Raw genomic sequence first — 23,175 nt, forward strand, 5'->3', positions numbered from 1 at the left:
GGAGAAGTATCGGGAGCGTTTCTTAACGAAACCTGAAGGTGGAATGTTTTTGTCAGGTCCGAGAAACAGTCTCGGTCAAACCTGGCTGCCCTTGCTCGCTCTTCCGTAGTACAGTAAGCAAAACTCGATAAATATCCACCTTTAGATAACCTGAAGTGCCAGGCCCCAACGCCAATGGACCCGCACACCCCATCATCCTTCTGCCGCGGCGGTAACTGCATGATCGACATCACCGAAGTTTCCATTGCCCAACTGCGCGCTGCGCTCGAATCCGGCCAGACCACTGCGGTCGAGCTGGTCCAGGCCTATCTCGCCCGGATCGATGCCTACGACGGCCCCGACACCCCTACCGCCCTCAACGCCGTGGTCGTGCGCAATCCCGAGGCGCTGAAGGAAGCACAAGCCTGCGACGCCCGTCGCGCCAGCGGCCAGACCCTGGGCCCCCTCGACGGCATTCCCTACACGGCCAAGGACAGTTACCTGGTCAAAGGGCTCACCGCCGCTTCCGGCAGCCCGGCGTTCAAGGACCTGGTTGCCTATCGCGATGCGTTCACCGTCGAACGGCTTCGCGCCGCCGGGGCAATCTGCCTGGGCAAGACCAACATGCCGCCCATGGCGAACGGCGGCATGCAGCGCGGGGTGTACGGCCGCGCCGAGAGCCCGTACAACGCCGATTACCTCACCGCCCCTTTCGCTTCGGGCTCCTCGAACGGTGCCGGAACCGCCACCGCCGCCAGTTTCGCCGCCTTCGGCCTGGCCGAAGAAACCTGGTCGAGCGGACGCGGCCCCGCCTCCAACAATGGCCTGTGTGCCTACACGCCGTCGCGCGGGGTGATCTCGGTGCGCGGCAACTGGCCGCTGACGCCGACGATGGACGTCGTCGTGCCCTACGCCAGGACCATGGCGGACTTGCTTGAAGTGCTCGACGTGGTGGTCGCGCAGGATCCCGATACCCGGGGCGACCTGTGGCGCTTGCAACCTTGGGTGCCGCTCCCGAGCGTCGACTCGGTCCGCCCGGCCTCCTACCCAAGCCTTGCCGCCAACCCCGGCGCCCTGGCGGGCGTGCGGTTCGGTGTCCCGCGCATGTACATCAACGCCGACCCTGAAGCGGGCACCTCCGAAGCGCCGGGCATCGGCGGCCCGACGGGCCAGCGCATCGTCACCCGCGACTCGGTGATCGACCTCTGGAACGACACTCGCAAAGCCCTTGAAGCCTGCGGCGCCGAAGTGGTCGAGGTGGATTTCCCACTGGTGTCCAACTGCGAAGGCGATCGTCCGGGGGCGCCGACGGTGTTCACCCGCAGCCTGGTTTCCAAGGAGTTCCTGCACCATGAACTGTGGGACCTGTCGGCCTGGGCGTTCGATGACTTCCTGCGGGCCAACGGGGACCCGAAACTCAATCGCCTGGCCGACGTCGATGGGCCGCTGATCTTTCCCCACGACCCCGGCACCCTGCCCAACCGCGAAGACGACCTGGCGGCTGGCATGGACGAATACGTGAAAATGGCCCAGCGCGGCATCACGCCCTGGGATCAGATCCCGACCCTGCCGGACGGGCTGCGAGGCCTCGAAGAAACCCGGCGTATCGACCTTGAGCAATGGATGGATCGGCTCGGGCTCGATGCGGTGATCTTCCCGACCGTGGCCGACGTCGGGCCGGCGGATGCCGATATCAATCCGGTGTCTGCCGACATCGCCTGGAGCAACGGCGTCTGGGTCGCCAACGGCAACCTCGCCATCCGCCACCTCGGCGTACCAACCGTCACCGTCCCGATGGGGATCATGGCGGACATCGGCATGCCGGTCGGGCTGACGTTTGCCGGGCGCGCCTACGACGACTCATCCCTGCTGCGCCTGGCTTCGGCATTTGAAGCGACAGGGTCCAAACGCCGGATCCCGCCACGGACGCCGCCCCTGTCGGCTTGATCAGCCATACAGAAGACATACCGGTGGAAGCGGCGGCTCGGTCGATGAAGAGGTCGACTGTGCCGTCGTCATCGCGAGCAAGCTCGCACACGTTAGATTTGCGCCAAGCCCTGTGGGCGAGCCTGCTCGCGACGACGGTGGATCAACTGGCATCGGCGCTGGAGGCCAGGCGGTTTCCGCCGCGTGACGGCGGCCAGGCTTCTGCTATTCTCAGCCATGTCCCGAGTTTCCCAAGGACTTACATATCGATAACGAGCAAGCAGTCGAGAGCGGCAAGAGCGCTACCGCAGTGGCACCAGCAGGCGGGCTGAACCTGAACAGGCACAGCCTTGGCCGTAGTTTGCATAGCAAGTAACTCTCAGAATGCTCCATGGAGGTGCGTGATGAATGAGTCCCATAACTTGCTTGTGAAGTTTACCCCGAACAGTATTTCCAAAGTAACAAATGGAAAGATACTCTTCAATCAATCAGCAAAACTAGCAAAGGATGCGAGTTTTTTATCTCATTTAGAATATCGCCACGCCATTCCAGACCTGACAGAGACGGGCAACATAAAAAACAAAGAAAACAGTATTGATTTCTCCCAATACAAGGGGCTCGTTTACATTAAAAACGCACCCTTCCTATCACTTGAAGAACTGCAGAGCCTCGCAACGACGCTGAGGAATATGGATATTGTAGAATATGTCGAAATCGAGCCAGTCGAACCTGAGCCCGATCCAACCGGAACTGCTCCAACGCCGCCAGGCGAATGTATGCCAGCAGCCCCCACGAGTACAACTCCAAACTTTGTAGACCGGCAAGATTATCTCCAAGGTGATTTGGGATCAAATGCTATAGGCATTGATGCCATGAATGCGTGGCGATTATATGAAGCTACAGGTCGAGGAATTAGATGTGCAGATATCGAAAACGGCCATTTCGCTTACGATCATGAGGATTTGGAAGGTACCAACTTCATAGAACTCGTTCCAATGCCCGGTGAGAACACCAATGACCACGGGACTGCAGTTGCTGGTGTCGTCTTTGGTAAAAACAACGGATTTGGCATCTTGGGCGCTGCCTATGATATTGACGTGTTTTACGGTATTTCGCAGGGGCCTCTTGGCCGGGTTGGCGGTATTGCCGAGGGCTTGAAACATTTAAGGGCCGGCGACGTATTCATCTATGAAATGCAAACTGGCGGTCGTGAGGGCCGATTGGTGCCCGCTGACTTTAACAGGGGCGTCTGGGACATAACAAAACAGGCCACTGATGCTGGAATTATTGTTGTCGCTGCCGCCGGTAATGGCGGTGAAGATCTGGACCATCCGTTTTATGAGGAATACAGAAGCCGTGGCGACAATGGAAGCATTCTCGTCGGTGCTGGAACACGGACCGGCCGTAATCGCTTCGTTTTTTCTACCTATGGCAGCCCGGTACATTTACAGGCTTGGGGTGATGGGTATGTGACCACTTGCGGCGTTGGTGATCTTTATAATGAGGGGCCTACAAGAACTTATACTTCACTTTTTGCAGCAACCTCCGCGGCCACGGCAGTTGTAGGAGCCGCCGTCATTGCGGTGCAGTCATGGTTTAAAAGGACTGGCACAGTAATAACGCCGAGACACATGAGAGAGCTATTGATTCGGACGGGCACACCTCAAGGAACAGGCGGGCATATCGGTCCACTGCCCCATATCGTGAACGCCATTGCTTCACAGTCTGAGGTCGAATCGTCGACACCGGCAATCTAAAGAAGCCAGCGGCCGCCCGCTCGCTCCACGGGCGGCCGCTGGCCATGCTGACGGTGCTGGTGCCGTCAATTGATGACGATGTCGACTATAGACCGCCCGCGCCTACGGCTCTTCCAGAAAACGGGTCACGCTGACGTGGAACAGGGGGATCCGCGGCCAATCCTGGCGACGGTTGACCAGGGTTTCACCCGAGCCCATCGAGACTTCGAAAGACAGCGCGCCCTCGTGCAGCTCTCCGTCCCGCCCGAGCTTGCCGATCGAATCCCAACCGCAGCAATAGAAGCCAAGGGCAGGCAGGTTCGCCACCTTCATGAAATAGCCCTCCACCGCTGCAGCGTACCGGCCTTCGACCTGATAATCAGCCACCAGGACCTTGAGCCCGTAGAGCACGTCCGCGCGGCAACCGACGAACGCCAGATGCGGTGGTTTGTGCTGGAGATCGAGCAGCAGGTCGCCGCACGGAGCGTTTTCACCCGGCGCAGCCAGGCCGGCGCTTGGGAGTGACAGCGCGATGAAGGTTGCGACAATAAGCTGTGCCAGGGTCAAATTCTGCCTCGATCCATCCAGGTCCGACGATCATCATGATGGCAGAATCCGCATCGCCGGCCATAGCGACATCGCCCCGACGGTGCGGATGATGAAGGCCGAAGCAGTGGCGCTTTTCCCCGAACCGTTTCACTGCGCTGCTTACCAGGTATTGATCTGCGCAAGCTTGGTGGCCAGGGGAAGCAGGTTCCAATTGTCCTTCGCCGCGCACCCGGCGGCATCGTGAGCCCAGCGGTACCAGACGTGCAGGGTCTGCGCGCCGGCGATCGCAGCTGCAAAAGGATTGAGCAGTCCCCCGCCCCCGACACCCTGCAACCATGGCAAGCAGTACTGGCAGGGATGCAACTGAACGTACATCACCCAATGCCCGGCATTGGGTGCCGGCAGGCCATGGGGGACCAGGCCGTTACCGCCCGCCACTACCAGGGCATTGCGCTCCGCGTGGCCGGAAAAACCGACCGCAGGCGCGCCGGGTACGACCGCGGCCGCTCCGATAATCGAAAAGCGTGAATTGCCGAATACAACGCCATACGGCAAGGCGGCTCCGCCTCCGACCGCCTGGCCCACGGGAAAGCCCGCACCGGGATTGGGCACGGTCGCCAACGCGGCCCAACAGGACCCATGGGCCAGGCCAGCGCCCGGTAGAGCCTGCGTGTGGGCATGGGTCGCGCATTGCCGGGCAAGCTCCAGCGCTTCGAGATAACCCGCATTCATGACGCCGCCCACGGCCACCGTGAACTGATGCAGAACAACCGGCATAAGATTATCCCTGTCTTGATCGGTTGGACCTCGGGCCGCCAGCGAACTCGTCCAGCGTTCAGCCGCCCTCCGGGAGACGCCGATTGAGCGTAGTTGTCACCACGGAAAATGCAAAATGGACGTACTGTTGCACGCCCACCAGCCCTTGACGCATAAGCGCCAGCCACTGACAGTGGACGAGCGCGCCCCTGCCTGCCTTCGCACCGCTCGCTAAAGTACTGAAATCGAATAAGATAGGCACCGCGCCAACGATGCGCAGACCCGTCGTAAAAGGAAATATTGATGCTCGGACGCAAACGGCCAGAGCCAGTGGTTGACAGCTCTGAAGCCTTCCCTCCCCAGACCGCACGGGCTGGCGCTGCCTTGCGGCTTACCGTGAGTTTCATGCTCGTGGTGGTCGTGGCATTCCTCACCGTCGAGGGCTGGCGGACCTGGCGCGATTATCGAGCCGCCTTTGCGTCTGCGCGCGATTCGGTGAGCAACCTGGCGCGGGCAACGGCCCAGCATGCCGAAGACACCATCCGCCAAGTGGACGTGGTCACTGCCGCCCTGGGTGAACGGGTCGAAGGCGACGGGATGCAGAGCCTGGACATCCCGCGCATCCACAGACTGCTGGTGCAGCAAGCGGCCATCATGCCGCAACTGCACGGGCTGTTTATCTATGGCGCCGATGGGCAGTGGCTGGTCACGGACAAGGAAACCATCCCGGAACCGGCGAACAACGCCGACCGTGACTACTTCCAGTACCACCGCACCCATGAGGACCGCAACGTGCGGATCGGTTCCGTGATCCGCAGCCGCTCCACCAACGACCTGATCATCCCGATCTCACGCCGCCTGAACAACCCCGACGGCTCGTTCGCCGGGGTGCTGTTGGGGACGGTCAAGGTCAGCTATTTCGTGGACTATTACGGCGATTTCAAGATTGACGACAAAGGCGCCCTGGTCCTGGCCACCCGGGAGGGAACGATCCTGGTCCGCCGCCCCTTCGTCGAATCGGTGATCGGCAAGAGCCTGGCCGACAGCGTGATCTTCAGGGAGCACCTGCCCACTTCGAACCAAGGCGTGGTGGAGGCCAAGGCGGTCGTCGACGGCACCGAGCGCGTCTACAGTTACCGGGCGCTGACCACCTACCCGCTGGTGGTGGAAGCGGGCCTGTCGCGCGACTCGATCATCGCACCGTGGCGTCGCGACTTGCTCAAGACGGGCGTGGTGCTGCTGTTCCTCATCGCGATACTGGTGGGCTTCGGACTGATCGTACTGAGCCAGTTGCGCTACCGGATGACCATGGAGAAGCAGATTCGCAGCGCCCACCAGACCATGAAGGACATGGCGCTGACCGACAGCCTGACCGGGCTGGGCAACCGCCGACGGCTGGACAACACCTTGGCCGACGAGATACGCCTGGCCAAGCGCCAGGGTTCGTCCCTGGCGCTGATCATGCTCGATGTCGACTATTTCAAGCGTTTTAACGACAGATACGGCCATGCTGCCGGAGATGAATGCCTCCGGGCAATCGCCGGCGCAATCCAGAACACCATCAAGCGCCCCGCTGACCTGGCGGTCCGCTACGGTGGCGAAGAATTCACCGTGTTGCTGCCCAACACCAACGGCGCGGGCGCCATCACGGTCGCCCAAGAGATCCTGGAGGCGATCAGGGCCTTGCAGATCGAACACGGCGATCATCCACTGGGCATCGTCACGGCCAGCGCGGGCGTCACCGTGAGCCAGCCGGGCACCGAGGACGTGACGCCGGCCATGCTGATCAAGGCCGCCGACGCCTTCTTGTACCTGGCAAAAAACACCGGGCGAAACCGCTGGTGCAGCGCTGGCGCGTCCCAGGGATGACCCTGGGATAACCGCCGCGCATCGGTCCAAGTCACGCAAATTCAAGTCCGCAGGTGCCTGCCGGGCGCCCGACGGCTACAATGCGCGCTTCGACCGCGACCTGCCTGATAAAAAAATACATGTCCTTGCCCAAACATCATCTGGAATTGCTCAGCCCCGCCCGCGACGTGACCATCGCCCGCGAGGCCATCTTGCATGGCGCCGACGCCGTGTACATCGGCGGCCCGAGTTTCGGCGCGCGTCACAACGCCTGCAACGAAGTGGGCGATATCGCCCGGCTGGTGGAATTCGCCCATCGCTACCATGCCCGGGTGTTCACCACCCTCAACACGATCCTGCATGACAACGAGCTGGAGCCGGCCCGCCAATTGATCCACCAACTGTACGACGCGGGCGTCGATGCGTTGATCGTCCAGGATCTCGGGGTGATGGAGCTGGACATTCCGCCGATCGAACTGCACGCCAGCACCCAGACCGATATCCGCACCCTGGCACGGGCGAAGTTCCTCGACCAGGCCGGTTTTTCGCAACTGGTGCTGGCCCGCGAGCTGAACCTGCAGGAAATCCGCGCCATCGCCGACGAAACCGATGCGGCCATCGAGTTTTTCATCCACGGCGCGCTGTGCGTGGCGTTTTCCGGGCAATGCAACATTTCCCACGCCCAGAACGGTCGCAGCGCCAACCGTGGCGACTGCTCCCAGGCCTGCCGCCTGCCCTACACCCTCAAGGACGACCAGGGTCGCGTGGTCGCCTATGAAAAACACCTGCTGTCGATGAAAGACAACAACCAGAGCGCCAACATCCGCGCCCTGGTCGAGGCCGGTGTGCGCTCGTTCAAGATCGAAGGACGCTACAAGGACATGGGCTACGTGAAGAACATCACGTCCTACTACCGCCAGCGCCTGGATGATGTCCTCGAAGACCGCCCGGACCTGGCTCGCGCCTCCAGCGGTCGCACGGTGCATTTCTTCGTGCCGGATCCGGAAAAGACCTTCCACCGTGGCAGCACCGATTACTTCGTCAGCGACCGCAAGATCGACATCGGCGCCTTCGACTCACCCACCTTTACCGGCGTGCCGGTGGGCGTGGTGGAGAAAGTCGGCAAGCGCGACCTGCAAGTCGTGACCTTCGATCCGCTGTCCAACGGTGACGGCCTCAATGTGCTGGTCAAGCGCGAAGTGCTCGGTTTCCGGGCCAACATCGCCGAACCCAAGGGCGAATTCGAAGAGGACGGCCAGAAGCAGTATCGCTACCGTGTCGAGCCCAACGAGATGCCGGCGGACCTGTACAAACTGCGTCCCAACCACCCGCTGAGCCGCAACCTGGACCACAACTGGCAGCAAGCACTGCTCAAGACCTCTTCGGAGCGTCGTATCGGCCTGTCGTGGGTCGCCCGCCTGCGCGAGGAGCGCCTGGAACTGACCGCCACCAGCGAGGAAGGCATCCGCGCCAGCGTCGCCCTGGACGGCCCGTTCGGCCTGGCGAACAAGCCTGAGCAAGCGCTGGAGCAACTGCACGACCTGCTGGGCCAATTGGGCACCACCGAATACCACGCCAGCACCATCGAACTGGACGCGCCCCAGGCGTATTTCATTCCCAATTCGCAGCTCAAGGCCCTGCGCCGCGAGGTCATCGAAGCCCTGACGGCGGCCCGCGTCGCAGCGCATCCCCGGGGTGGTCGCAAGGCCGAGACCAGCCCGCCGCCGGTGTACCCGGAATCGCACCTGTCGTTCCTCGCCAACGTCTACAACCAGAAGGCCCGGGACTTCTACCATCGCCACGGTGTGGAACTGATCGACGCGGCGTTCGAGGCCCACGAGGAAACGGGCGAAGTACCGGTGATGATCACCAAGCATTGCCTGCGCTTCTCGTTCAACCTGTGCCCCAAGCAGGCCAAGGGGGTCACCGGTGTACGGACCAAAGTCGCGCCGATGCAGCTGATCCAGGGCGATGAGGTCCTGACGCTGAAGTTCGACTGCAAACCCTGCGAGATGCACGTCATCGGCAAGATCAAGGGGCACATCCTTGACCTGCCATTGCCAGGCAGCACGGCAGAACCGGTGGTGGGCTATATCAGCCCCGAAGACCTGCTCAAGACCATCCCCCGCGCGCCGCACTGAGTCAGCGGTAGCGAGACCGAGTCGCCTTCAATCGCGAGCAGGCTCGCTCCCACAGGGATCTGCGTAGATCACAAATTCTGTGATCAGCTCAAACCCTTGTGGGAGCGAGCCTGCTCCGGGCGGCGTTCCGACGATAGCGGTGGGTCAGCTTGCATCCATGCTGATGCCACCGTGATCGGTTGCGAGCTCATTTTCGTTACTGCGCCGTTTTTGCGTTTCATCGCGACAGATTCCGCCCAAAGGCTCCCTCCGCCTCTCCTTGCAGTGTTAGGTTGCCCCTGCGTGTTTCAACCATGAAACACATTCCTCCCAACCGCCTGCAAAGGAATGCCCACCACGATGAATTTCTCGCTCAAGCAATTGGCCGTGACCACGTTGGTACTGTCCAGCCTCGCCTCCACCGCCCCCGCATTCGCCAACCTCACCGCGCAACAGAACGCGACCCTGGTCAAATCCTTTACCGACACGTCCGTCACGGATTTCCGGCAATTCCTGGCAGGCGTGGCCAAAAGCGAGCCGGGGAAAGCCGCCAACCTTGGCCCCGCCATCAGTGGATTCCTCGACAACAAACCGCTCTCGGCCGAACAGCAGAATGAAATCCATCGCTTGCTGGGCGTCTATGCGCGGGTGAAATATGGCAAGGCTGCAACCGAGACGCTGAAGGAACTGGTGGCCATCCCGACCTTTCGCAAGGACGGCGTCCCCCAGCATGAAAACCCCGAATTCCTCAAGATTGCCGACAAGATCAAGGGCCTGGCCGAGTCCTTCAACCTGGACTTTCGCAACGTCGACAACCGCGTCTATGAAATCACCCTTCCAGGCAGCGGGGACGAAATCGTGGGCATTCATGCCCATGCCGACGTGGTGCCGGTGACGCCGGAAAACTGGGTGCTCAAGGACGGCACGCGCCTGGATCCCTTCAAGGTCACCCTGGTCGGCGACCGCCTCTACGGTCGCGGCACCGAGGACGACAAGAACGGCATCGTGGTGGCGCTCTACGCCATGAAGATCATCAAGGAAGAGAAACTGCCGCTGGCGAGGCAGTTCAAGTTGTTGATCGACACCACCGAAGAAACCAGCGGCGATGCGATCCCCTACTACTTCGAGCACAACCCCACGCCCAACTACAACCTGGCGCTGGATGGCGGCTACCCGGTGGTAATTGCCGAAAAAGGCTATGGCACCGTCATGGCGAACTTCGCCCGACGCGACGCAGAGGGCGAAGGCGCGCAAATCACCGCGTTGACCGGTGGCCTGGCGACCAACCAGATTCCATCGACATCCGTGGCCACCTTCAAGGATGAGAAACCCGCCGAGCTAGCCCCCCGCCTGCTCAAGGCCGCCAACGACTATGCCTTGCGCAATGGCGGCAATTTCGAGGTGACGAGCAAGGTGATCGGCAACGACATCCAACTGACGTTCACCGGTGTGTCCGCGCACTCCTCCGAACCCGAATCCGGCATCAACCCGGTGGCAAGGATGCTGGGCTTTATCAACAGCCTCGACCCAAATATCGCCCTCAAGCACAACCACATCACCGACGCCGCCCGCTACGCCGCCGACAACTGGGGCCTCGACTACCTGGGCAACACACTGGGGATTGGTTTTTCCGATGCTTTCATGGGGCCCTTGACCGCTTCCCTGACCTACGTGGGCATGGACGAGAAGAACTTCAAGCTGGCGGTCAACCTGCGGGTGCCGGTGGGCAAGTCGACGCAAACCCTCAAGCGCGAAATCACCGACAAACTGGACGCCTGGACCCAAAAGACCCACGTTCCAGTGGCCTTCGACTACAGCATTGATGAACCGATGTACCGCAACCCCGAGGGTGAATGGGTCAAGGCGCTACTGGCGGTGGCGAGCGAGAACCTGGGCATGGAGCACAAATATGGCACCTCGGCCGGCGCCACGTCCGTCCATGACCTGCCCAACGGCGTGCAGTTCGGCCTGGCCATGCCCAACGTCAAGTACACCGGTCATAACGACAACGAGTTCAAGACGGTGGAACAGTTCCTGCTGGACTTGCAGATCGTGACGGAGATGATGGGACGCGTCGGGCAGTTGCCGAAGCTCTGAAACAGGCGTGATTGTGGCGAGGGAGCTTGCTCCCTCACCATAGGTATTACTTCATTCCTTCGGTTGAGCGGCGTTTTCAACCATGGCCTTGTCGGTGATATCGACGAGCTCCAACCCCCAATCGCCATGCAGGTACCAATCCTCCCCGATCATCTCCGACGGATGCATCGTTCGATCGGCGCCGTTGCCGCAAGCCAGGGCGCTCGTCGGACAGTAGCGGTCGCAACCCCAGCAGATGCGTTCGGGATGCTTGGGATTGAGAGGGAAAGGCTTGGCCATAGTGAACCCCGATAGCAATGGGTGTTCTTGAACCTTACCGGCTCAAGGCCGGCACCGTCTTGATCAGAATCAAGAACAGCCCATGCGCTATAGCCATTTGCGAATCGATCGCAGAATCAATCGCAGAATCTAACGAAAAATTGACAATAATCATTATTATTCGCAGCGAAGCTTTCTAGACTTGGCCATCTCTTACATCGTCCAGGAAGTCATCATGCGCACCGTTGCTCCCCTGTCCCTCGCCCTGCTGTTTCTCGCCCCACTGGCCCAGGCCAAGGAATACCCCATCGGCGAACCCCAGATGTGTCCAGGACTGGAAGTCGGTGCGGTGTATCTGCAACCGATCGAAATGGCACCGGCCGGCATGATGCGCCCTACGGCTGACTCCGATGTTCACCTGGAAGCCGACATCCGCGCCACGGCGGACAACCCGCAAGGCTTCCAGGAAGGCAGCTTCGTGCCTTACCTCAACGTGTCGTTCCAACTGAAAAAACAAGGCAACGACACCGAGGTCAAAGGCGACTTCCATGCCATGGTCGCTAATGATGGCCCTCACTATGGCGACAACGTGAAGCTGCTCGGCCCAGGCAAATATCAACTGACCTTCACCATCCTGCCACCCGGCGGCCATGGTTCCCTCGGCCGGCACACCGACAAGGAAACCGGTGTAGCGCCTTGGTTCGAGCGTTGCGAACTGCGTTATGAATTCGTTTATGCCGGCATCGGTAAAAAAGGCGGGTACTGAGGATGAACCGCCCATCCTGCGCCGGGCAACTGGCGCGCCGTCGGCGCCTGGCGGGGTTGACGCTGGCCGGTCTGCTGCTGCCTGCCCTCGCCCATGCCGAACTGCCAACCTATGAGTTGAGCATACGCGACGGGCATTTCACCCCGCAGCAACTGCAAGTGCCGGCCGGCCAGCGCTTCAAGATCGTGCTCAAGAATGTCGGCCAGGGCCCGGCGGAGTTCGAGAGCACGCCCCTGCGGGTGGAAAAGGTCCTGTCGCCCGGGGTCACCACGTTCGTGGTGATCCACCCGCTGCGCCCCGGGCAGTATCCGTTTTTCGATGAGTTCAATTCGCAACTGCCCGAAGGCGAAATTCTCGCCCAGTGACCGTCAACAGGAGGCGTTTGCATGAGTCAATCGATGTTTATTGTCTGGCGCGAAAGCGTCGAGGCGCTGCTGGTGATCGGGATTCTCCAGGCCTGGGTCAGCCGTCAGCAACAGGCCAGCCGACTGCTGCGCTACGTCTGGGCCGGCGCGGGGCTGGGCTTGCTGTTGTCTGGTCTGTTGGCCGGCCTGATCATGCTGGCCGGCGAAGCCATGAGTGGTGCCGCCAACGAATGGTTCCAGGCATCACTGGCGCTGGTGGCGAGCGTGCTGATCGTGCAGATGGTCGGCTGGATGCACCACAACGCACGCTCACTCAAGCAGGACCTGACGCGTCACGCCGATCAGCGCCTGAGCCGCCAGGGTGGCCTGGGACTGCTGGTGCTGGCATTGCTCGCGGTCAGCCGCGAAGGCAGTGAGACCGTGGTCTTTTTGTACGGCGCCGGAGCGCGCCTGGAAGGGCCGCAATTGGGGCTGTTCGCCGTGGGTGCGGCGGCGGGCCTGGTGTTGTCATTGCTGACCGTCTCGGTGCTGCACAGCAGTCGCCGGTTCATTTCCTGGCCGCGCTTCTTTGCCATCAGCGAAGCGATCCTGTTGCTCTTGGGGGCCGCATTGTTGGTCAGCGGCATCGAACGGATCGGCGGGCAACTGCTGGCGATGGACTGGCCCGAAGCGGTGTATCGCGCGATTGGCGACGCACTGTGGGACAGCAGCGCGCTCCTCGACGACGGCCACGGCCTGGGCGGTTTCCTTGCCGACTTCACCGGTTATCGTGCAAGCCCCAGCCTGCTGACTTTGCTGGTGTGGCTTGGCTATTGGCTGGTCGTTGCCGGATGGCTGCGGCCCCGTAAGGTGGAAACCCTGCCATGCCCAACCTGAATCCCTGGCTTCAACGCCTGGGCGATGGAATGCGGCGCCACGGCGCGACTATTCGCGCCGTGCAGTGGGCGGTCGTGCTGTTCTACGCGGTCTTGCTGGTGGTACCGGCCCTGCTGCCGGTACCGGACAGCCAGGCGCACATGCTCAACAACCTGACGTTGTTGGCGCAGTTTCTGTTCTGGGGCCTGTGGTGGCCGTTCGTGTTGCTGTCGATCGTGTTGTTCGGTCGACTCTGGTGTGGCGTGTTGTGCCCTGAAGGCGCCTTGAGCGAATGGGCCAGCCAGTATGGCAAGGGCCTGGGCATGCCTCGAGGGCTGCGCTGGGCAGGCTGGCCGACGCTCGCGTTCTGCCTCACCACAATCTATGGCCAACTGATCAGCGTCTATGACTATGCCCAGGCGGCGTTGCTGATCCTGGGCGGGTCGACCGTCGCGGCAGTGATCGTGGGGCTGTTGTTCGCCCGTGGCAAACGGGTCTGGTGCCGCTATCTGTGCCCGGTCAGTGGCGTCTTCGCCCTGCTCGCCCGCTTGGCCCCGGTGCACTTCCAGGTGAATGAAGAACGCTGGCAAGAAAACCTCGCGCCACGTCGCCCACCGCCCAACTGTGCACCGCTGCTGGACATTCGTCGCCTGCGCGGCGCCGCCGACTGCCACGCCTGTGGGCGTTGCAGCGGCCAGCGCGACGCGGTGCGCCTGATCGCCCGCTCCAGCAACCAGGAAATCCTTCACTCGACGGCGACCAACCTCTCGCCCTGGGACGCACGCTTACTGCTGTTTGGCGTGATCGGCCTCGCCATGGGGGCCTTCCAGTGGACCGTCAGCCCCTGGTTCATCGCCCTCAAGCAAGAGCTGGCCCAATGGCTGGTCGCCCATGACGTTTTCTGGCCGCTGCAAGACAACGCACCCTGGTGGCTACTGACCCATTACCCGCAACTCAACGACAGTTTCAGTTGGCTCGACGGCTTCTGCATTCTCGCCTACCTGGGCATGAGCGCGGTGCTGCTGGGCACGTCCCTGATGTTGTTGATGCGCCTGGCGGCAAGACTCACGGGCGATGGCGCACAGTATTGGCCCCTGGCCATTACCCTGACGCCCCTTGGCGGTGCAGGTCTTTTCCTAGGGTTGTCGGCCACCACGGTGAAACTGCTGCGCTATGAAGGGCTATTGCTGGAATGGGTACAACCGGCCCGGGCCGGCTTGCTGACCGCGGCGATTGCCTGGAGCCTGTGGCTGGGCTTCAAGCGCCTTAGGCAAACGGCCGTGTCACCGATCCGACAAGTCTCGGCCATGGCCTGCCTGGCCCTGGCCAGCGGCCTGGTGGGGTATGGGTGGTGGTTGCAGTTCTGGGGTTGGTAAAAAGCGGGCTTGCTCGCGAAGACAGTGGCACCTTCAGCATTGATGCAAGCTGATCCACCACCCTCGCGAGCAAGCTCGATCCCACAGGGGATCGGCGTGAATCACAAATGCTGTGATGAGCGCTATTCCCTGTGGCGAAGGAGCTTACTCCCACAGGGAATGTGCCAGGCTCAATGGCCGCGAGCCTGCGCCTACACTTTGAACCGCGCCACCGTTTCATGCAGCGAGCCGGCCATCTGGGCCAGGTCCTGGCCGGCGGTGTCGGTGTGTCGGGCGCCCAGCAGTACCTGCTCGGAGAGGTTGCGGATGCCCACCAGGTTGCGATCCACCTCGCGGGCAACCAGGGCTTGCTGTTCCGTGGCGCTGGCGATCATCAGGTTGCGTTCGTTGATCTGCGAGATCGAATGGGCAATTTCATCCAGCGCATCGCCGGAGCGCTGGGCCACCTGCAACGTGGCCTGCACCAACTCGCTGTTGCTTTGCATGGAGCTCACCGCGTGCCCGCTGTCCTGGCGGATGTTGCCGATCATGTCTTCGATTTCCCGGGTCGACTCCTGGGTGCGATGGGCCAGGGCCCGGACCTCGTCGGCCACCACTGCAAAGCCCCGCCCGGCATCGCCGGCACGGGCTGCTTCGATCGCGGCATTCAAGGCCAGCAGGTTGGTCTGTTCGGCGATGCTGCGGATCACGTCCAGCACGGAACTGATGTCCTGCACTCGCCCGGCCAGTTGCTGGATGCGCCCCGAGGTGTCCGTCACGCCTTCGGCCAGCGCGGTGATGGAGGCGACGGTCTCCTGGACCTGCTGCCGACCACGCTGGGCGGTCTGCTCGGAAACCCGCGAGGCTTCGCTGGTGCTCACTGCGTTGCGCGCCACTTCGTCCACCGCAGCGGTCATCTGGTTCACGGCCGCCGCGGCCTGTTCGATTTCCTGCCCCTGCAACTGCAACGTGCTGCTGGTCTGGCTGCTCACGGCGCTCAGTTCTTCGGAAGAACTGGCCACCTGGTCCACCGACGCCGCAATGTGCCGGACCATGGTGTTGAGGCTCTGCTGCATGTCATGCATGTGGCCCATCACGCTGTCATTGGCGCCAACGCCCACCGGTACGCGGATCGTCAGGTCACCCTGGGCGATGTGGCTCAGCACCCGCGCCGCATCATTGGGTTCGCCGCCCAGTGGGCGGGTCACGCTGCGGGTGACCAGGATCGCGACGGTACTCACCAGGGCCAGGCAAGCCAGCACCAGCGCCAGCATGTCGCGTCGCGCCGCGTTGTAGCGCTCCTGGGCCAGCGCTTGGCGCTCGACGAAGACCTGGCCCTGCATCGCCATCATGCCTTCGAGGCTTTTGTACACCTCGCGTTCCGCCGGGATGACACCTTGCCTGAGCTGCGTCATGGCCTCCTCCATCGCGCCCTGGCGGATCAACGCCTGGACCTGGACGAAAGCGGCCACGTAGGCCTCGCGCCGCTTCTTCAATTCGGCATACGCGGCCTTGCCTTCCGGCTGGTCGAGCAGTGGTTCCAGCGTGGCGAATGCCTGGGTGATCCGTTGCCGGGTGGCGTCGATCGATTGCTGCACCTGGGCGTTGTTCTTGTCGATCAACAGGTCCCGGGTGCTCCTGGCGTTATCGCGCACGCCCGTGGCGATCACCATGATCGGGTCAATCTTCGGCCAATCCTGCCGGACAATCTGCTCGGCCTGGTCGCGCAGCATCGCCAAGTCACTCAGGGCGTAGAACGTCAAGGCGATCAAGGCCAGCGGCGCAATGGCAAAGCCGAGCACGATACGTTGGGCGGTGGTGAGTCTGGTCATCTCAAATGCTCCCTGTTCAACTCTCTGCCAATGGGCAGCGCATCTGAAAACCTTGAAAGAAAGAAGGCCCGGTCATCCCGGGCCACTGTCGGTCGTTCATCCCGGAGGACGGTCAACTGCGCAACACAAACGAGGGGAATAATTCGCGCATGGCGGCCCAGAGCTCAGGTTGCAAGGCTTGTGCCGAAACGCTGGAGAGGTGCGGATCGAGCATGCGTGCCGTGCGCACCAACTGCACGGCAAAACGCCGCACGCCCAACTCGCTCAAGCGCCGGGCGAGGGTCAGCAGTCGCTCGGGATCGAACAAATGCCAATGCACCGTGGTGCGGCACTCATAGTCCACGCCACTGGCGAGCAGGTGGTCGAGGCTGCGCCAGTTGGCCGCGCCACTGCCTTCGACCCGGGTCACGTCCAAGGCATCTTCGGGCAGCGCCTTGATGTCGAAACCCACCCAGTCGGCTTGCCCGACCACTTTGGCGAAGGCCGCCGGCTTGATACCGGCACTGTGCAGGCCGATGCGAAAGCCCATCTGCCGCACCTCGTCCATGGCCGATGCGAGACCGTCCTGCAAGGTCGGTTCGCCACCGCTGAAGACCACGGCGTCGAGCAGGTCGCGGCGGCGTTGCAGGAACGCCAACACCCGGCACCAATCCACCTCCTCGCTGCCGCGTGGCGGGATCAGTTGCGGGTTATGGCAGTAACGACAACGCCAGGCACAACCCTGGCAAAACAGTACGCAAGCCAGCTGGCCCGGATAATCGAGGGTGGTCAGGGGCACCATGCCCCCGACCCGAAGCACTCGGCTCATGGACGCCCGGCCGCACTTTCAGTGAAATGCACGCGCTCGCGGTGCTCGGACTGCTTGCCCGGATTGAAGGCCGCCACCGGGCGGTGATAACCCATCACTCGGGTCCATACTTCGCAACGTTGACGTTGTGCTTGGGGAATGGTTTGCGATGCGTTCATGGGTGAAGCTCCTTGCGGTCGATGGATCGGATCAGTGAACGGTGCCGGCGAGTTGTTGCTTGAGCAGCAAGGCCTCGTCGCATTTCGGGCAGAACTCGTGCTCGCCCGCCAGGTAGCCGTGCACCGGGCAGATGGAGAACGTCGGCGTAACTGTCAGGTACGGCAGGCGGAAGCGTCCGAGGGCCTTGCGCACCAGTTGCTTGCAGGCCTGGGTGGACGAGATCTGCTCGGCCATGTACAGGTGTAACACGGTGCCGCCGGTGTATTTGCATTGCAGTTCGTCTTGCAGCTCCAGCGCTTCGAACGGGTCGTCGGTGAAGCCCACCGGCAGTTGCGAAGAGTTGGTGTAGTACGGCGCGACCGCACTGCCGGCTTGCAGGATGTCGGGGTAGCGCTTGAGGTCTTCCTTGGCGAAACGGTAAGTCGTGCCTTCGGCGGGCGTGGCCTCAAGGTTGTAGAGGTGGCCGGTTTCTTCCTGGAAGCGCAGCAGCGTGGCGCGCACATGATCGAGCAAGCGCAACGCGAATTCCCGGCCCTGCTCGGTGTGCAAGCCTTGCTGGTCATCGGTGAAGTTGCGCAGCATTTCGTGCAGGCCGTTCACGCCGATGGTGGAGAAGTGATTGCGCAAGGTACCCAGGTAGCGCTTGGTGTAGGGGTACAGGCCGGCGTCCATGTGGTGCTGGATCACCTTGCGCTTGACCTCCAGGCTTTCCTTGGCCATCTCCATCAAGGTATCGAGGCGCTGCAACAGGGCATTGGTGTCGCCCTTGTACAGATAGCCCAGGCGCGCGCAGTTGATCGTCACCACGCCCAGGGAACCGGTCTGCTCGGCCGAACCGAACAGGCCGCCGCCGCGCTTGAGCAGCTCGCGCACGTCCAGTTGCAAGCGGCAGCACATCGACCGCACCTGGTTAGGTTGCATGTCCGAGTTGAGGAAGTTCTGGAAATACGGCAAGCCGTAGCGGGCGGTCATCTCGAACAGCCGGTCGGCGTTTTCGCTGTCCCACGGGAAGTCGTGGGTGATGTTGTAGGTCGGGATCGGGAAGGTGAACACCCGCCCTTTCGCATCGCCGGCCTGCATCACTTCGATGTAGGCGCGGTTGAGCAGCTCCATTTCCTCTTGCAGGTCACCGTAGGCAAACGGCATTTCCTCGCCACCGATCACCGGGATCTGTTCACGCAGGTCCTGCGGGCAGACCCAGTCGAAGGTGAGGTTGGTGAACGGCGTCTGCGTGCCCCAGCGCGATGGCACGTTGAGGTTGTAGATGAATTCCTGCAGCGACTGGCGCACCTGCTGGTAGCTGAGTTTGTCCTTGCGCACGTAGGGCGCCAGGTAGGTGTCGAACGAACTGAACGCCTGGGCCCCGGCCCATTCGTTTTGCAGGGTGCCGAGGAAGTTGACCATTTGCCCCAAGGCGCTGCTCAGGTGCTTGGGCGGCGCAGCTTCGACACGCCCGGGCACGCCGTTGAGGCCTTCGTGCAACAGCGTGCGCAGGGACCAGCCGGCACAGTAGCCCGCCAGCATGTCCAGGTCGTGGATGTGCAGGTCGCCTTCGCGGTGCGCTTCGCCGATGGCCTGGCTGTAGACCTCGTCGAGCCAGTAGTTGGCGGTGACCTTGCCCGATACGTTGAGGATCAAGCCGCCCAGGGAGTATCCCTGGTTGGCGTTGGCTTGCACGCGCCAGTCTTCGCGCTCCAGGTATTCGTTCATCGACGTCGCGACTTCCACCAGCGTGCGGCGATCGCGGCGCAGGCGCCCGTGTTGCTCGCGATAGACGATGTAGGCACGCATGGAGAGGAAGAAACCGGCGTCCATCAGCACGCGCTCGACACGGTCCTGGATTTGCTCGACGTTCAAGCGAGTCTGCCCTTCCAACCGCGCCAATACCGCCTTGAGCAACTCCTCGGCGTCGGCGTCGGCGTATTCGCCGGTGGCCTTGCCGGCGGCGATCAACGCCTGGCGGATCTTGTCCGCATCAAAGGCGACGACACTGCCGTCGCGCTTGTGCAAGCGGTTACAGCCTACTGAGATCAACGTGCTCTGCATTTTGGCTCCAGACACAACATATAGATTTTCAAGACACTTAAAACACAATATGCAGTGGAGGTTACGGGCAAAAGGCGGGTTTGCAATTGATCGATATCAAGAATGGGGGTTGAGGTTTGATTGCGGGGGATGGTGAGGCGGTCAGGGGGCGATGCTGGCTGGACTGCCGTCATCGTCGGATCGTCGCCCGGAGCAAGCTTTGCTCCCACAGGTGATTTGTGTGTGCACAGGATTTGTGAACACCGAGATCTCTGTGGGAGCAAAGCTTGCTCGCGATAGCGGTGGGTCGGTCAGCCCCCACTCATGTTCATGAACCGCACGATCTGCACCTCCCCGTCCGGGGTGAAGTCATGGCGCAGCGGTTTGCCACGCAGCGCTTGTTGCACGGCATGGATCACCGGTTGGTCATCCAGTGGATACCGGCGCAGCAAGCCGCGCAGGTCCAGGGAGTTTTCTTGCCCCAGGCACAACAGCAACCGTCCTTCGACGGTCATGCGTACGCGGTTGCAGCTGGCGCAGAAGTTGTGGGTGTTGGGAGAAATGAAGCCGATCCGCGTGTCGGGATGTTGTTCCAGGCGCACGTAGCGCGCCGGCCCACCACTGTTCTCGGTGCTGTCGAGCAACCGATGATGAGTGGCGATCGCGGCCCGTACCTCGTCGCTGGAACAGAACGACTCGCCCCGGGAACGTCCCACCTCTCCCAACGGCATTTCCTCGATGAAGCTGATGTCGATGCGCTGCTCGATCGCGTATTGCACCAACGCCGGGACTTCATCGAAGTTACGCCCCTTCATGACCACGCAGTTGAGCTTGATCCGCTCGAACCCCGCCGTCGTCGCCGCTTCGATACCCGCCAGCACCTGGTCCAGGCTGCCGTTGCGGGTAATCGCCCGAAAGCGATCCCCGTCCAGGCTGTCGAGGCTGATGTTCATGCGCTTGACCCCAGCCTCGACCAGCGGCCGGGCCAATCGGCCCAGCTGCGAGCCGTTGCTGGTCATCACCAGTTCCCGCAGGCCAGGCAGTGCCGCGATGTCGCGACACAGCCCGACGATGCCTGGACGGATCAACGGTTCACCACCGGTCAAGCGGATTTTCTTCACCCCCAGGCCCACGAACAGTCGCGCCAGGCGTTGCAACTCCTCCAGGGTCAACACTTGCTGACGCGGCAGGAAGGTCATGTTTTTCGCCATGCAGTACACACAACGAAAATCACAACGATCGGTCACCGACATCCGCAAATAATCGATCTGGCGCCCAAAACCGTCCTGCAACACAGCGTTCATGAATATCCCCTGATTGAGCCGGTGCTTACTGAACCAGCGGCGAGTCGGCACCCTGGAGGTGGATGCCGCGAATATCGGCCGCCCCCACCAGCGTTTGCAGGTACTGCACCAGCGCTTTTTGCCAGACGCCCTGCTCCAGCTGGGTACGGATCGCCGTCGCCACTGCCTCGTAAGGCAGCGGTTGACCGTCGATCCGTTGGTCGATGCTGATCACGTGCCAGCCATAACGACTTTCCAGTGGTTTGCTGGCCAGTCCCGCTTCCAGGGTGAACAGTTGACGCTCCAGCTCAGGCACGGTCTGGCCCTTGCTGATCTGCCCCAACGATCCGCCCTGCTCCTTGGAAGGGCAAGCCGAGTACTTCAGCGCCAGATCGGCAAAACTGCCCGGGTTCTGGTCCAACCGCTCCAGCAGCAATTCCGCCTGGACATGGGCGAGGCTGCGGGCCTCGGCGTCGTCCGGGGCGCATTCGAGCAGGATGTGCCGTACTGCCAGCAACGGCGCGCTGTGGAAGCGCGCACGGTTGCTTTCGTAGTAACGCACGCAGGTGTCCTCGTCACATTGCGGCACCTGCACCTCACGCTCCAGAAGCAGCCGCGTGGCCGCTTCCTCTTCGTTTTCACCGGCAGCCACCTGCAACGTCAGGCCCAGCTGCGCAATGCGCTGCTGGAGCAATTCGCGGATCACCAGGGCCCGAGCGGCCTGGTAGACCGCATCCTCACGGCTCTCGGCCGGGTGATATTGCAGTTCCTGGGCCATCGCCTGCGGCGCGATCGACACGCCGTTGACGCTGATGATCGGCCATTCCTGTTCGCTGCTGGCAATCAACTCCGGGGCTTGATCTTCAGCCGCCGCAGTGGCCTGGGCCGGTGCAAACTGCACCGCCCCTGCCGGTTCGATATCGGCAACCGGCGCCACGGCCGGAGCTGCTTTCACCGCGGAGGAAGCGCAGCCACCACCGCCGCCGCCACCACCGCCACATCCGCATCCACTCGCCATGATCTTCTCCTCAGAATTTCTGCCGAACGATTTGATAACGACGTCCCAGGTACCAGACTGGCGCACTGATGATGTGGACCAGACGAGTGAACGGGAACAGCACGAACAGGGTCAGGCCCAGCGCGACATGGAGCTTGTAGACCAGGCTCACCGGCGCGATGGAAGTCGCGGCGTCCACTGGACGCAACAGCACAGTGTTCTGTGCCCAGTCAGCCAGCATCACCATCACCGAGCCGTCCATGTGGCCGGTAGAGGCCACGATGGTCAGCAGCCCCAGCACCAGTTGCACCAGCAAGACCACCAGCACCAGGATGTCCGAGGTGTTGGAAGTGGCACGTACCCGTGGGTCGCTCAGGCGGCGGTTGAGCAACATCAGCAGGCCGATCAGGCCCAGCATCCCGAAGAAGCCACCGGACACCATCGCCAGCAACTGCTTGTTCTCGGTGCTCAGCACGTGGTGATAGATCGCCGAAGGTGTCAGCAGGCCGACAAAGTGACCGGCCAGCACGAACAGCACACCCACGTGGAACAGGTTACTGGCCACGCGCATGCCGCTCTTGTTCAGCATCTGGCTGGAACCGGCCTTCCAGGTGTACTGGGACAGGTCGAACCGCGCCCAACTGCCGATCAGGCAAATCGCCAAGGCGACGTAGGGGTACACCCCGAACAACAACAGATCCCATTTAGACATTGCGTACCTCCCCGGCCGGCGCTGCGGCCAGCCCTTCATGCTGAAAATCCACCCAGTGCAACGGCACTGCACTTTCTTCCCGAGCCTTGCCCGGGGCGCTTGGCAGCGAGCTGCAGCGGTCCTGTTGCTCGGCCTTGAGGAAGTCCACGGCCTCTTCTTCCCAGATTTTGTCCAGGGCTTCGAGGGAGTCGTCGCGCACTTCGGCCTTCACCTGCTCGCGCAGTTGGGCCACCGCGTCGCGCGGCTCCGCCCCGGCGATCTGCAACAGCGCCCGGAAGCAGTTGGCGTAAGCGCTTTCACGCTCCTCCAGCCGCGCCGCGAGCAACGCCAGCAGATGCTCGACATCCGCCAGGCCCTCGCGGGCCTCCAAGTCTTCGCGGGTGGACAAGAACTCCAGGTACAGCGGGATGTAATCGGGCAACTCCTTCACGCCGATCGCAAAACCCGCTTCCTCGTACTGGGCCATCATGTCCACCATGGCCTGGCCCCGGTCACGGGACTCGCCGTGGACATGTTCGAACAGCAGCAGCGACAGCGAACGACCCCGGCCGAACAGGGCACCGTAGTGCTCCTGGCCGTCCATCAGATCCTTGCCGCAGATCACTTCCAGCAGCTCGAACAGACCCGCGCGCTGGTTGGGGCTGATTTCCCGCGCCTGGAGGATCGCTTCCTCCAGTTCGTCGCGCCCTTCCACCAGCCTCTCGGTCGGGTAGTCAAGCAGCAACGAAATCACCTTGAGAATGCGCATG

General features: G+C 62.1%; 20 protein-coding genes. 9 read left to right on the plus strand and 11 right to left on the minus strand.

The window, feature by feature from the left end; all coding sequences use genetic code 11:
* Positions 1-219 precede the first annotated feature (219 nt).
* Positions 220-1,926 (plus strand): amidase, encoded by a 1,707-nt coding sequence (locus ACODSJ_RS12195; protein WP_489101957.1) that lies wholly within the window; start codon positions 220-222, stop codon positions 1,924-1,926.
* A gap of 383 nt (positions 1,927-2,309) precedes the next feature.
* Positions 2,310-3,662 carry a S8 family serine peptidase gene (locus ACODSJ_RS12200; RefSeq protein WP_489101958.1) on the plus strand — a complete coding sequence of 451 codons (1,353 nt, stop codon included), beginning with the start codon at positions 2,310-2,312 and terminating at the stop codon, positions 3,660-3,662.
* A gap of 102 nt (positions 3,663-3,764) precedes the next feature.
* Here ACODSJ_RS12200 and ACODSJ_RS12205 read toward each other — a convergent pair whose 3' ends face one another.
* Together ACODSJ_RS12205 and ACODSJ_RS12210 are read right to left on the minus strand one after the other, a co-directional pair.
* Positions 3,765-4,208, minus strand: coding sequence for a DUF4952 domain-containing protein (locus ACODSJ_RS12205; protein WP_489101959.1), 444 nt, complete (start codon positions 4,206-4,208; stop codon positions 3,765-3,767).
* A 141-nt stretch (positions 4,209-4,349) separates the two neighbouring features.
* Complete coding sequence (locus ACODSJ_RS12210) at positions 4,350-4,967, minus strand: hypothetical protein (protein ID WP_489101960.1); 618 nt, start codon at positions 4,965-4,967, stop codon at positions 4,350-4,352.
* A 282-nt stretch (positions 4,968-5,249) separates the two neighbouring features.
* Between ACODSJ_RS12210 and ACODSJ_RS12215 the strand changes: the two genes are divergently transcribed.
* From ACODSJ_RS12215 to ACODSJ_RS12225, 3 genes are all read left to right on the plus strand, one after another.
* Positions 5,250-6,815, plus strand: a complete 1,566-nt coding sequence (locus ACODSJ_RS12215; protein WP_489101961.1) for a sensor domain-containing diguanylate cyclase — start codon at positions 5,250-5,252, stop codon at positions 6,813-6,815.
* Between the two features lie 119 nt (positions 6,816-6,934).
* Complete coding sequence (locus tag ACODSJ_RS12220) at positions 6,935-8,935, plus strand: peptidase U32 family protein (RefSeq protein WP_489101962.1); 2,001 nt, start codon at positions 6,935-6,937, stop codon at positions 8,933-8,935.
* Positions 8,936-9,274: 339 nt separating this feature from the next.
* The gene (locus ACODSJ_RS12225) at positions 9,275-11,011 is read left to right on the plus strand and encodes a dipeptidase (protein ID WP_489101963.1); all 1,737 of its coding nucleotides are present in this window, start codon (positions 9,275-9,277) and stop codon (positions 11,009-11,011) included.
* A 51-nt stretch (positions 11,012-11,062) separates the two neighbouring features.
* Here the strand turns inward: ACODSJ_RS12225 and ACODSJ_RS12230 are convergent, their stop codons facing one another.
* Positions 11,063-11,290, minus strand: a complete 228-nt coding sequence (locus ACODSJ_RS12230) for a DUF3079 domain-containing protein (RefSeq protein WP_489101964.1) — start codon at positions 11,288-11,290, stop codon at positions 11,063-11,065.
* A gap of 214 nt (positions 11,291-11,504) precedes the next feature.
* Between ACODSJ_RS12230 and ACODSJ_RS12235 the strand changes: the two genes are divergently transcribed.
* Genes ACODSJ_RS12235 through ACODSJ_RS12250 form a run of 4 tightly spaced genes read left to right on the plus strand, consistent with a single transcriptional unit; the run spans position 11,505 to position 14,631 of the window.
* The gene (locus ACODSJ_RS12235) at positions 11,505-12,035 is read left to right on the plus strand and encodes an iron transporter (RefSeq protein ID WP_489101965.1); all 531 of its coding nucleotides are present in this window, start codon (positions 11,505-11,507) and stop codon (positions 12,033-12,035) included.
* Positions 12,036-12,037: 2 nt separating this feature from the next.
* Positions 12,038-12,400, plus strand: a complete 363-nt coding sequence (locus ACODSJ_RS12240; protein ID WP_489101966.1) for a cupredoxin domain-containing protein — start codon at positions 12,038-12,040, stop codon at positions 12,398-12,400.
* Between the two features lie 21 nt (positions 12,401-12,421).
* Positions 12,422-13,276, plus strand: coding sequence for an FTR1 family iron permease (locus tag ACODSJ_RS12245; protein WP_489101967.1), 855 nt, complete (start codon positions 12,422-12,424; stop codon positions 13,274-13,276).
* Entirely contained in the window at positions 13,264-14,631 is a 1,368-nt protein-coding gene (locus tag ACODSJ_RS12250) for a 4Fe-4S binding protein (RefSeq protein WP_489101968.1), read from the plus strand. Before ACODSJ_RS12245 ends, ACODSJ_RS12250 begins: the two co-directional genes overlap by 13 nt.
* Before the next feature lie 191 nt (positions 14,632-14,822).
* Here ACODSJ_RS12250 and ACODSJ_RS12255 read toward each other — a convergent pair whose 3' ends face one another.
* The 8 genes from ACODSJ_RS12255 to narJ form a co-directional block, all read right to left on the minus strand.
* Positions 14,823-16,442, minus strand: a complete 1,620-nt coding sequence (locus ACODSJ_RS12255; protein ID WP_489101969.1) for a methyl-accepting chemotaxis protein — start codon at positions 16,440-16,442, stop codon at positions 14,823-14,825.
* A gap of 112 nt (positions 16,443-16,554) precedes the next feature.
* Complete coding sequence (locus tag ACODSJ_RS12260; RefSeq protein ID WP_489101970.1) at positions 16,555-17,250, minus strand: anaerobic ribonucleoside-triphosphate reductase activating protein; 696 nt, start codon at positions 17,248-17,250, stop codon at positions 16,555-16,557.
* Positions 17,247-17,408 carry an anaerobic ribonucleoside-triphosphate reductase gene (gene nrdD, locus ACODSJ_RS12265; protein ID WP_489101971.1) on the minus strand — a complete coding sequence of 54 codons (162 nt, stop codon included), beginning with the start codon at positions 17,406-17,408 and terminating at the stop codon, positions 17,247-17,249. Before nrdD ends, ACODSJ_RS12260 begins: the two co-directional genes overlap by 4 nt.
* A gap of 31 nt (positions 17,409-17,439) precedes the next feature.
* The gene (locus ACODSJ_RS12270; protein ID WP_489101972.1) at positions 17,440-19,455 is read right to left on the minus strand and encodes a ribonucleoside triphosphate reductase; all 2,016 of its coding nucleotides are present in this window, start codon (positions 19,453-19,455) and stop codon (positions 17,440-17,442) included.
* 290 nt (positions 19,456-19,745) lie between these two features.
* Positions 19,746-20,738: a GTP 3',8-cyclase MoaA gene (gene moaA / locus ACODSJ_RS12275; protein WP_489101973.1), complete on the minus strand. Its 993-nt coding sequence runs from the start codon at positions 20,736-20,738 to the stop codon at positions 19,746-19,748.
* Between the two features lie 25 nt (positions 20,739-20,763).
* Positions 20,764-21,735 carry a peptidylprolyl isomerase gene (locus ACODSJ_RS12280; RefSeq protein WP_489101974.1) on the minus strand — a complete coding sequence of 324 codons (972 nt, stop codon included), beginning with the start codon at positions 21,733-21,735 and terminating at the stop codon, positions 20,764-20,766.
* A 10-nt stretch (positions 21,736-21,745) separates the two neighbouring features.
* On the minus strand, positions 21,746-22,426 hold the full coding sequence (narI, locus tag ACODSJ_RS12285) for a respiratory nitrate reductase subunit gamma (protein WP_489101975.1): 681 nt from the start codon (positions 22,424-22,426) through the stop codon (positions 21,746-21,748).
* On the minus strand, positions 22,419-23,174 hold the full coding sequence (gene narJ / locus ACODSJ_RS12290) for a nitrate reductase molybdenum cofactor assembly chaperone (protein WP_489101976.1): 756 nt from the start codon (positions 23,172-23,174) through the stop codon (positions 22,419-22,421). Before narJ ends, narI begins: the two co-directional genes overlap by 8 nt.
* Position 23,175 lies beyond the last annotated feature (1 nt).

The organism is Pseudomonas sp. FG6 (assembly GCF_057809015.1).

Coding starts and splice junctions, on each gene's coding strand:
- ACODSJ_RS12270 (WP_489101972.1), bottom strand. CDS start 19,455: ATGCAGAGCACGTTGATCTCAGTAGGCTGTAACCGCTTGCACAAGCGC.
- ACODSJ_RS12215 (WP_489101961.1), top strand. CDS start 5,250: ATGCTCGGACGCAAACGGCCAGAGCCAGTGGTTGACAGCTCTGAAGCC.
- ACODSJ_RS12255 (WP_489101969.1), bottom strand. CDS start 16,442: ATGACCAGACTCACCACCGCCCAACGTATCGTGCTCGGCTTTGCCATT.
- ACODSJ_RS12210 (WP_489101960.1), bottom strand. CDS start 4,967: ATGCCGGTTGTTCTGCATCAGTTCACGGTGGCCGTGGGCGGCGTCATG.
- nrdD (WP_489101971.1), bottom strand. CDS start 17,408: ATGAACGCATCGCAAACCATTCCCCAAGCACAACGTCAACGTTGCGAA.
- narJ (WP_489101976.1), bottom strand. CDS start 23,174: ATGCGCATTCTCAAGGTGATTTCGTTGCTGCTTGACTACCCGACCGAG.
- narI (WP_489101975.1), bottom strand. CDS start 22,426: ATGTCTAAATGGGATCTGTTGTTGTTCGGGGTGTACCCCTACGTCGCC.
- ACODSJ_RS12235 (WP_489101965.1), top strand. CDS start 11,505: ATGCGCACCGTTGCTCCCCTGTCCCTCGCCCTGCTGTTTCTCGCCCCA.
- ACODSJ_RS12225 (WP_489101963.1), top strand. CDS start 9,275: ATGAATTTCTCGCTCAAGCAATTGGCCGTGACCACGTTGGTACTGTCC.
- ACODSJ_RS12220 (WP_489101962.1), top strand. CDS start 6,935: ATGTCCTTGCCCAAACATCATCTGGAATTGCTCAGCCCCGCCCGCGAC.
- ACODSJ_RS12240 (WP_489101966.1), top strand. CDS start 12,038: ATGAACCGCCCATCCTGCGCCGGGCAACTGGCGCGCCGTCGGCGCCTG.
- ACODSJ_RS12195 (WP_489101957.1), top strand. CDS start 220: ATGATCGACATCACCGAAGTTTCCATTGCCCAACTGCGCGCTGCGCTC.
- ACODSJ_RS12250 (WP_489101968.1), top strand. CDS start 13,264: ATGCCCAACCTGAATCCCTGGCTTCAACGCCTGGGCGATGGAATGCGG.
- moaA (WP_489101973.1), bottom strand. CDS start 20,738: ATGAACGCTGTGTTGCAGGACGGTTTTGGGCGCCAGATCGATTATTTG.
- ACODSJ_RS12245 (WP_489101967.1), top strand. CDS start 12,422: ATGAGTCAATCGATGTTTATTGTCTGGCGCGAAAGCGTCGAGGCGCTG.
- ACODSJ_RS12280 (WP_489101974.1), bottom strand. CDS start 21,735: ATGGCGAGTGGATGCGGATGTGGCGGTGGTGGCGGCGGCGGTGGTGGC.
- ACODSJ_RS12230 (WP_489101964.1), bottom strand. CDS start 11,290: ATGGCCAAGCCTTTCCCTCTCAATCCCAAGCATCCCGAACGCATCTGC.
- ACODSJ_RS12260 (WP_489101970.1), bottom strand. CDS start 17,250: ATGAGCCGAGTGCTTCGGGTCGGGGGCATGGTGCCCCTGACCACCCTC.
- ACODSJ_RS12200 (WP_489101958.1), top strand. CDS start 2,310: ATGAATGAGTCCCATAACTTGCTTGTGAAGTTTACCCCGAACAGTATT.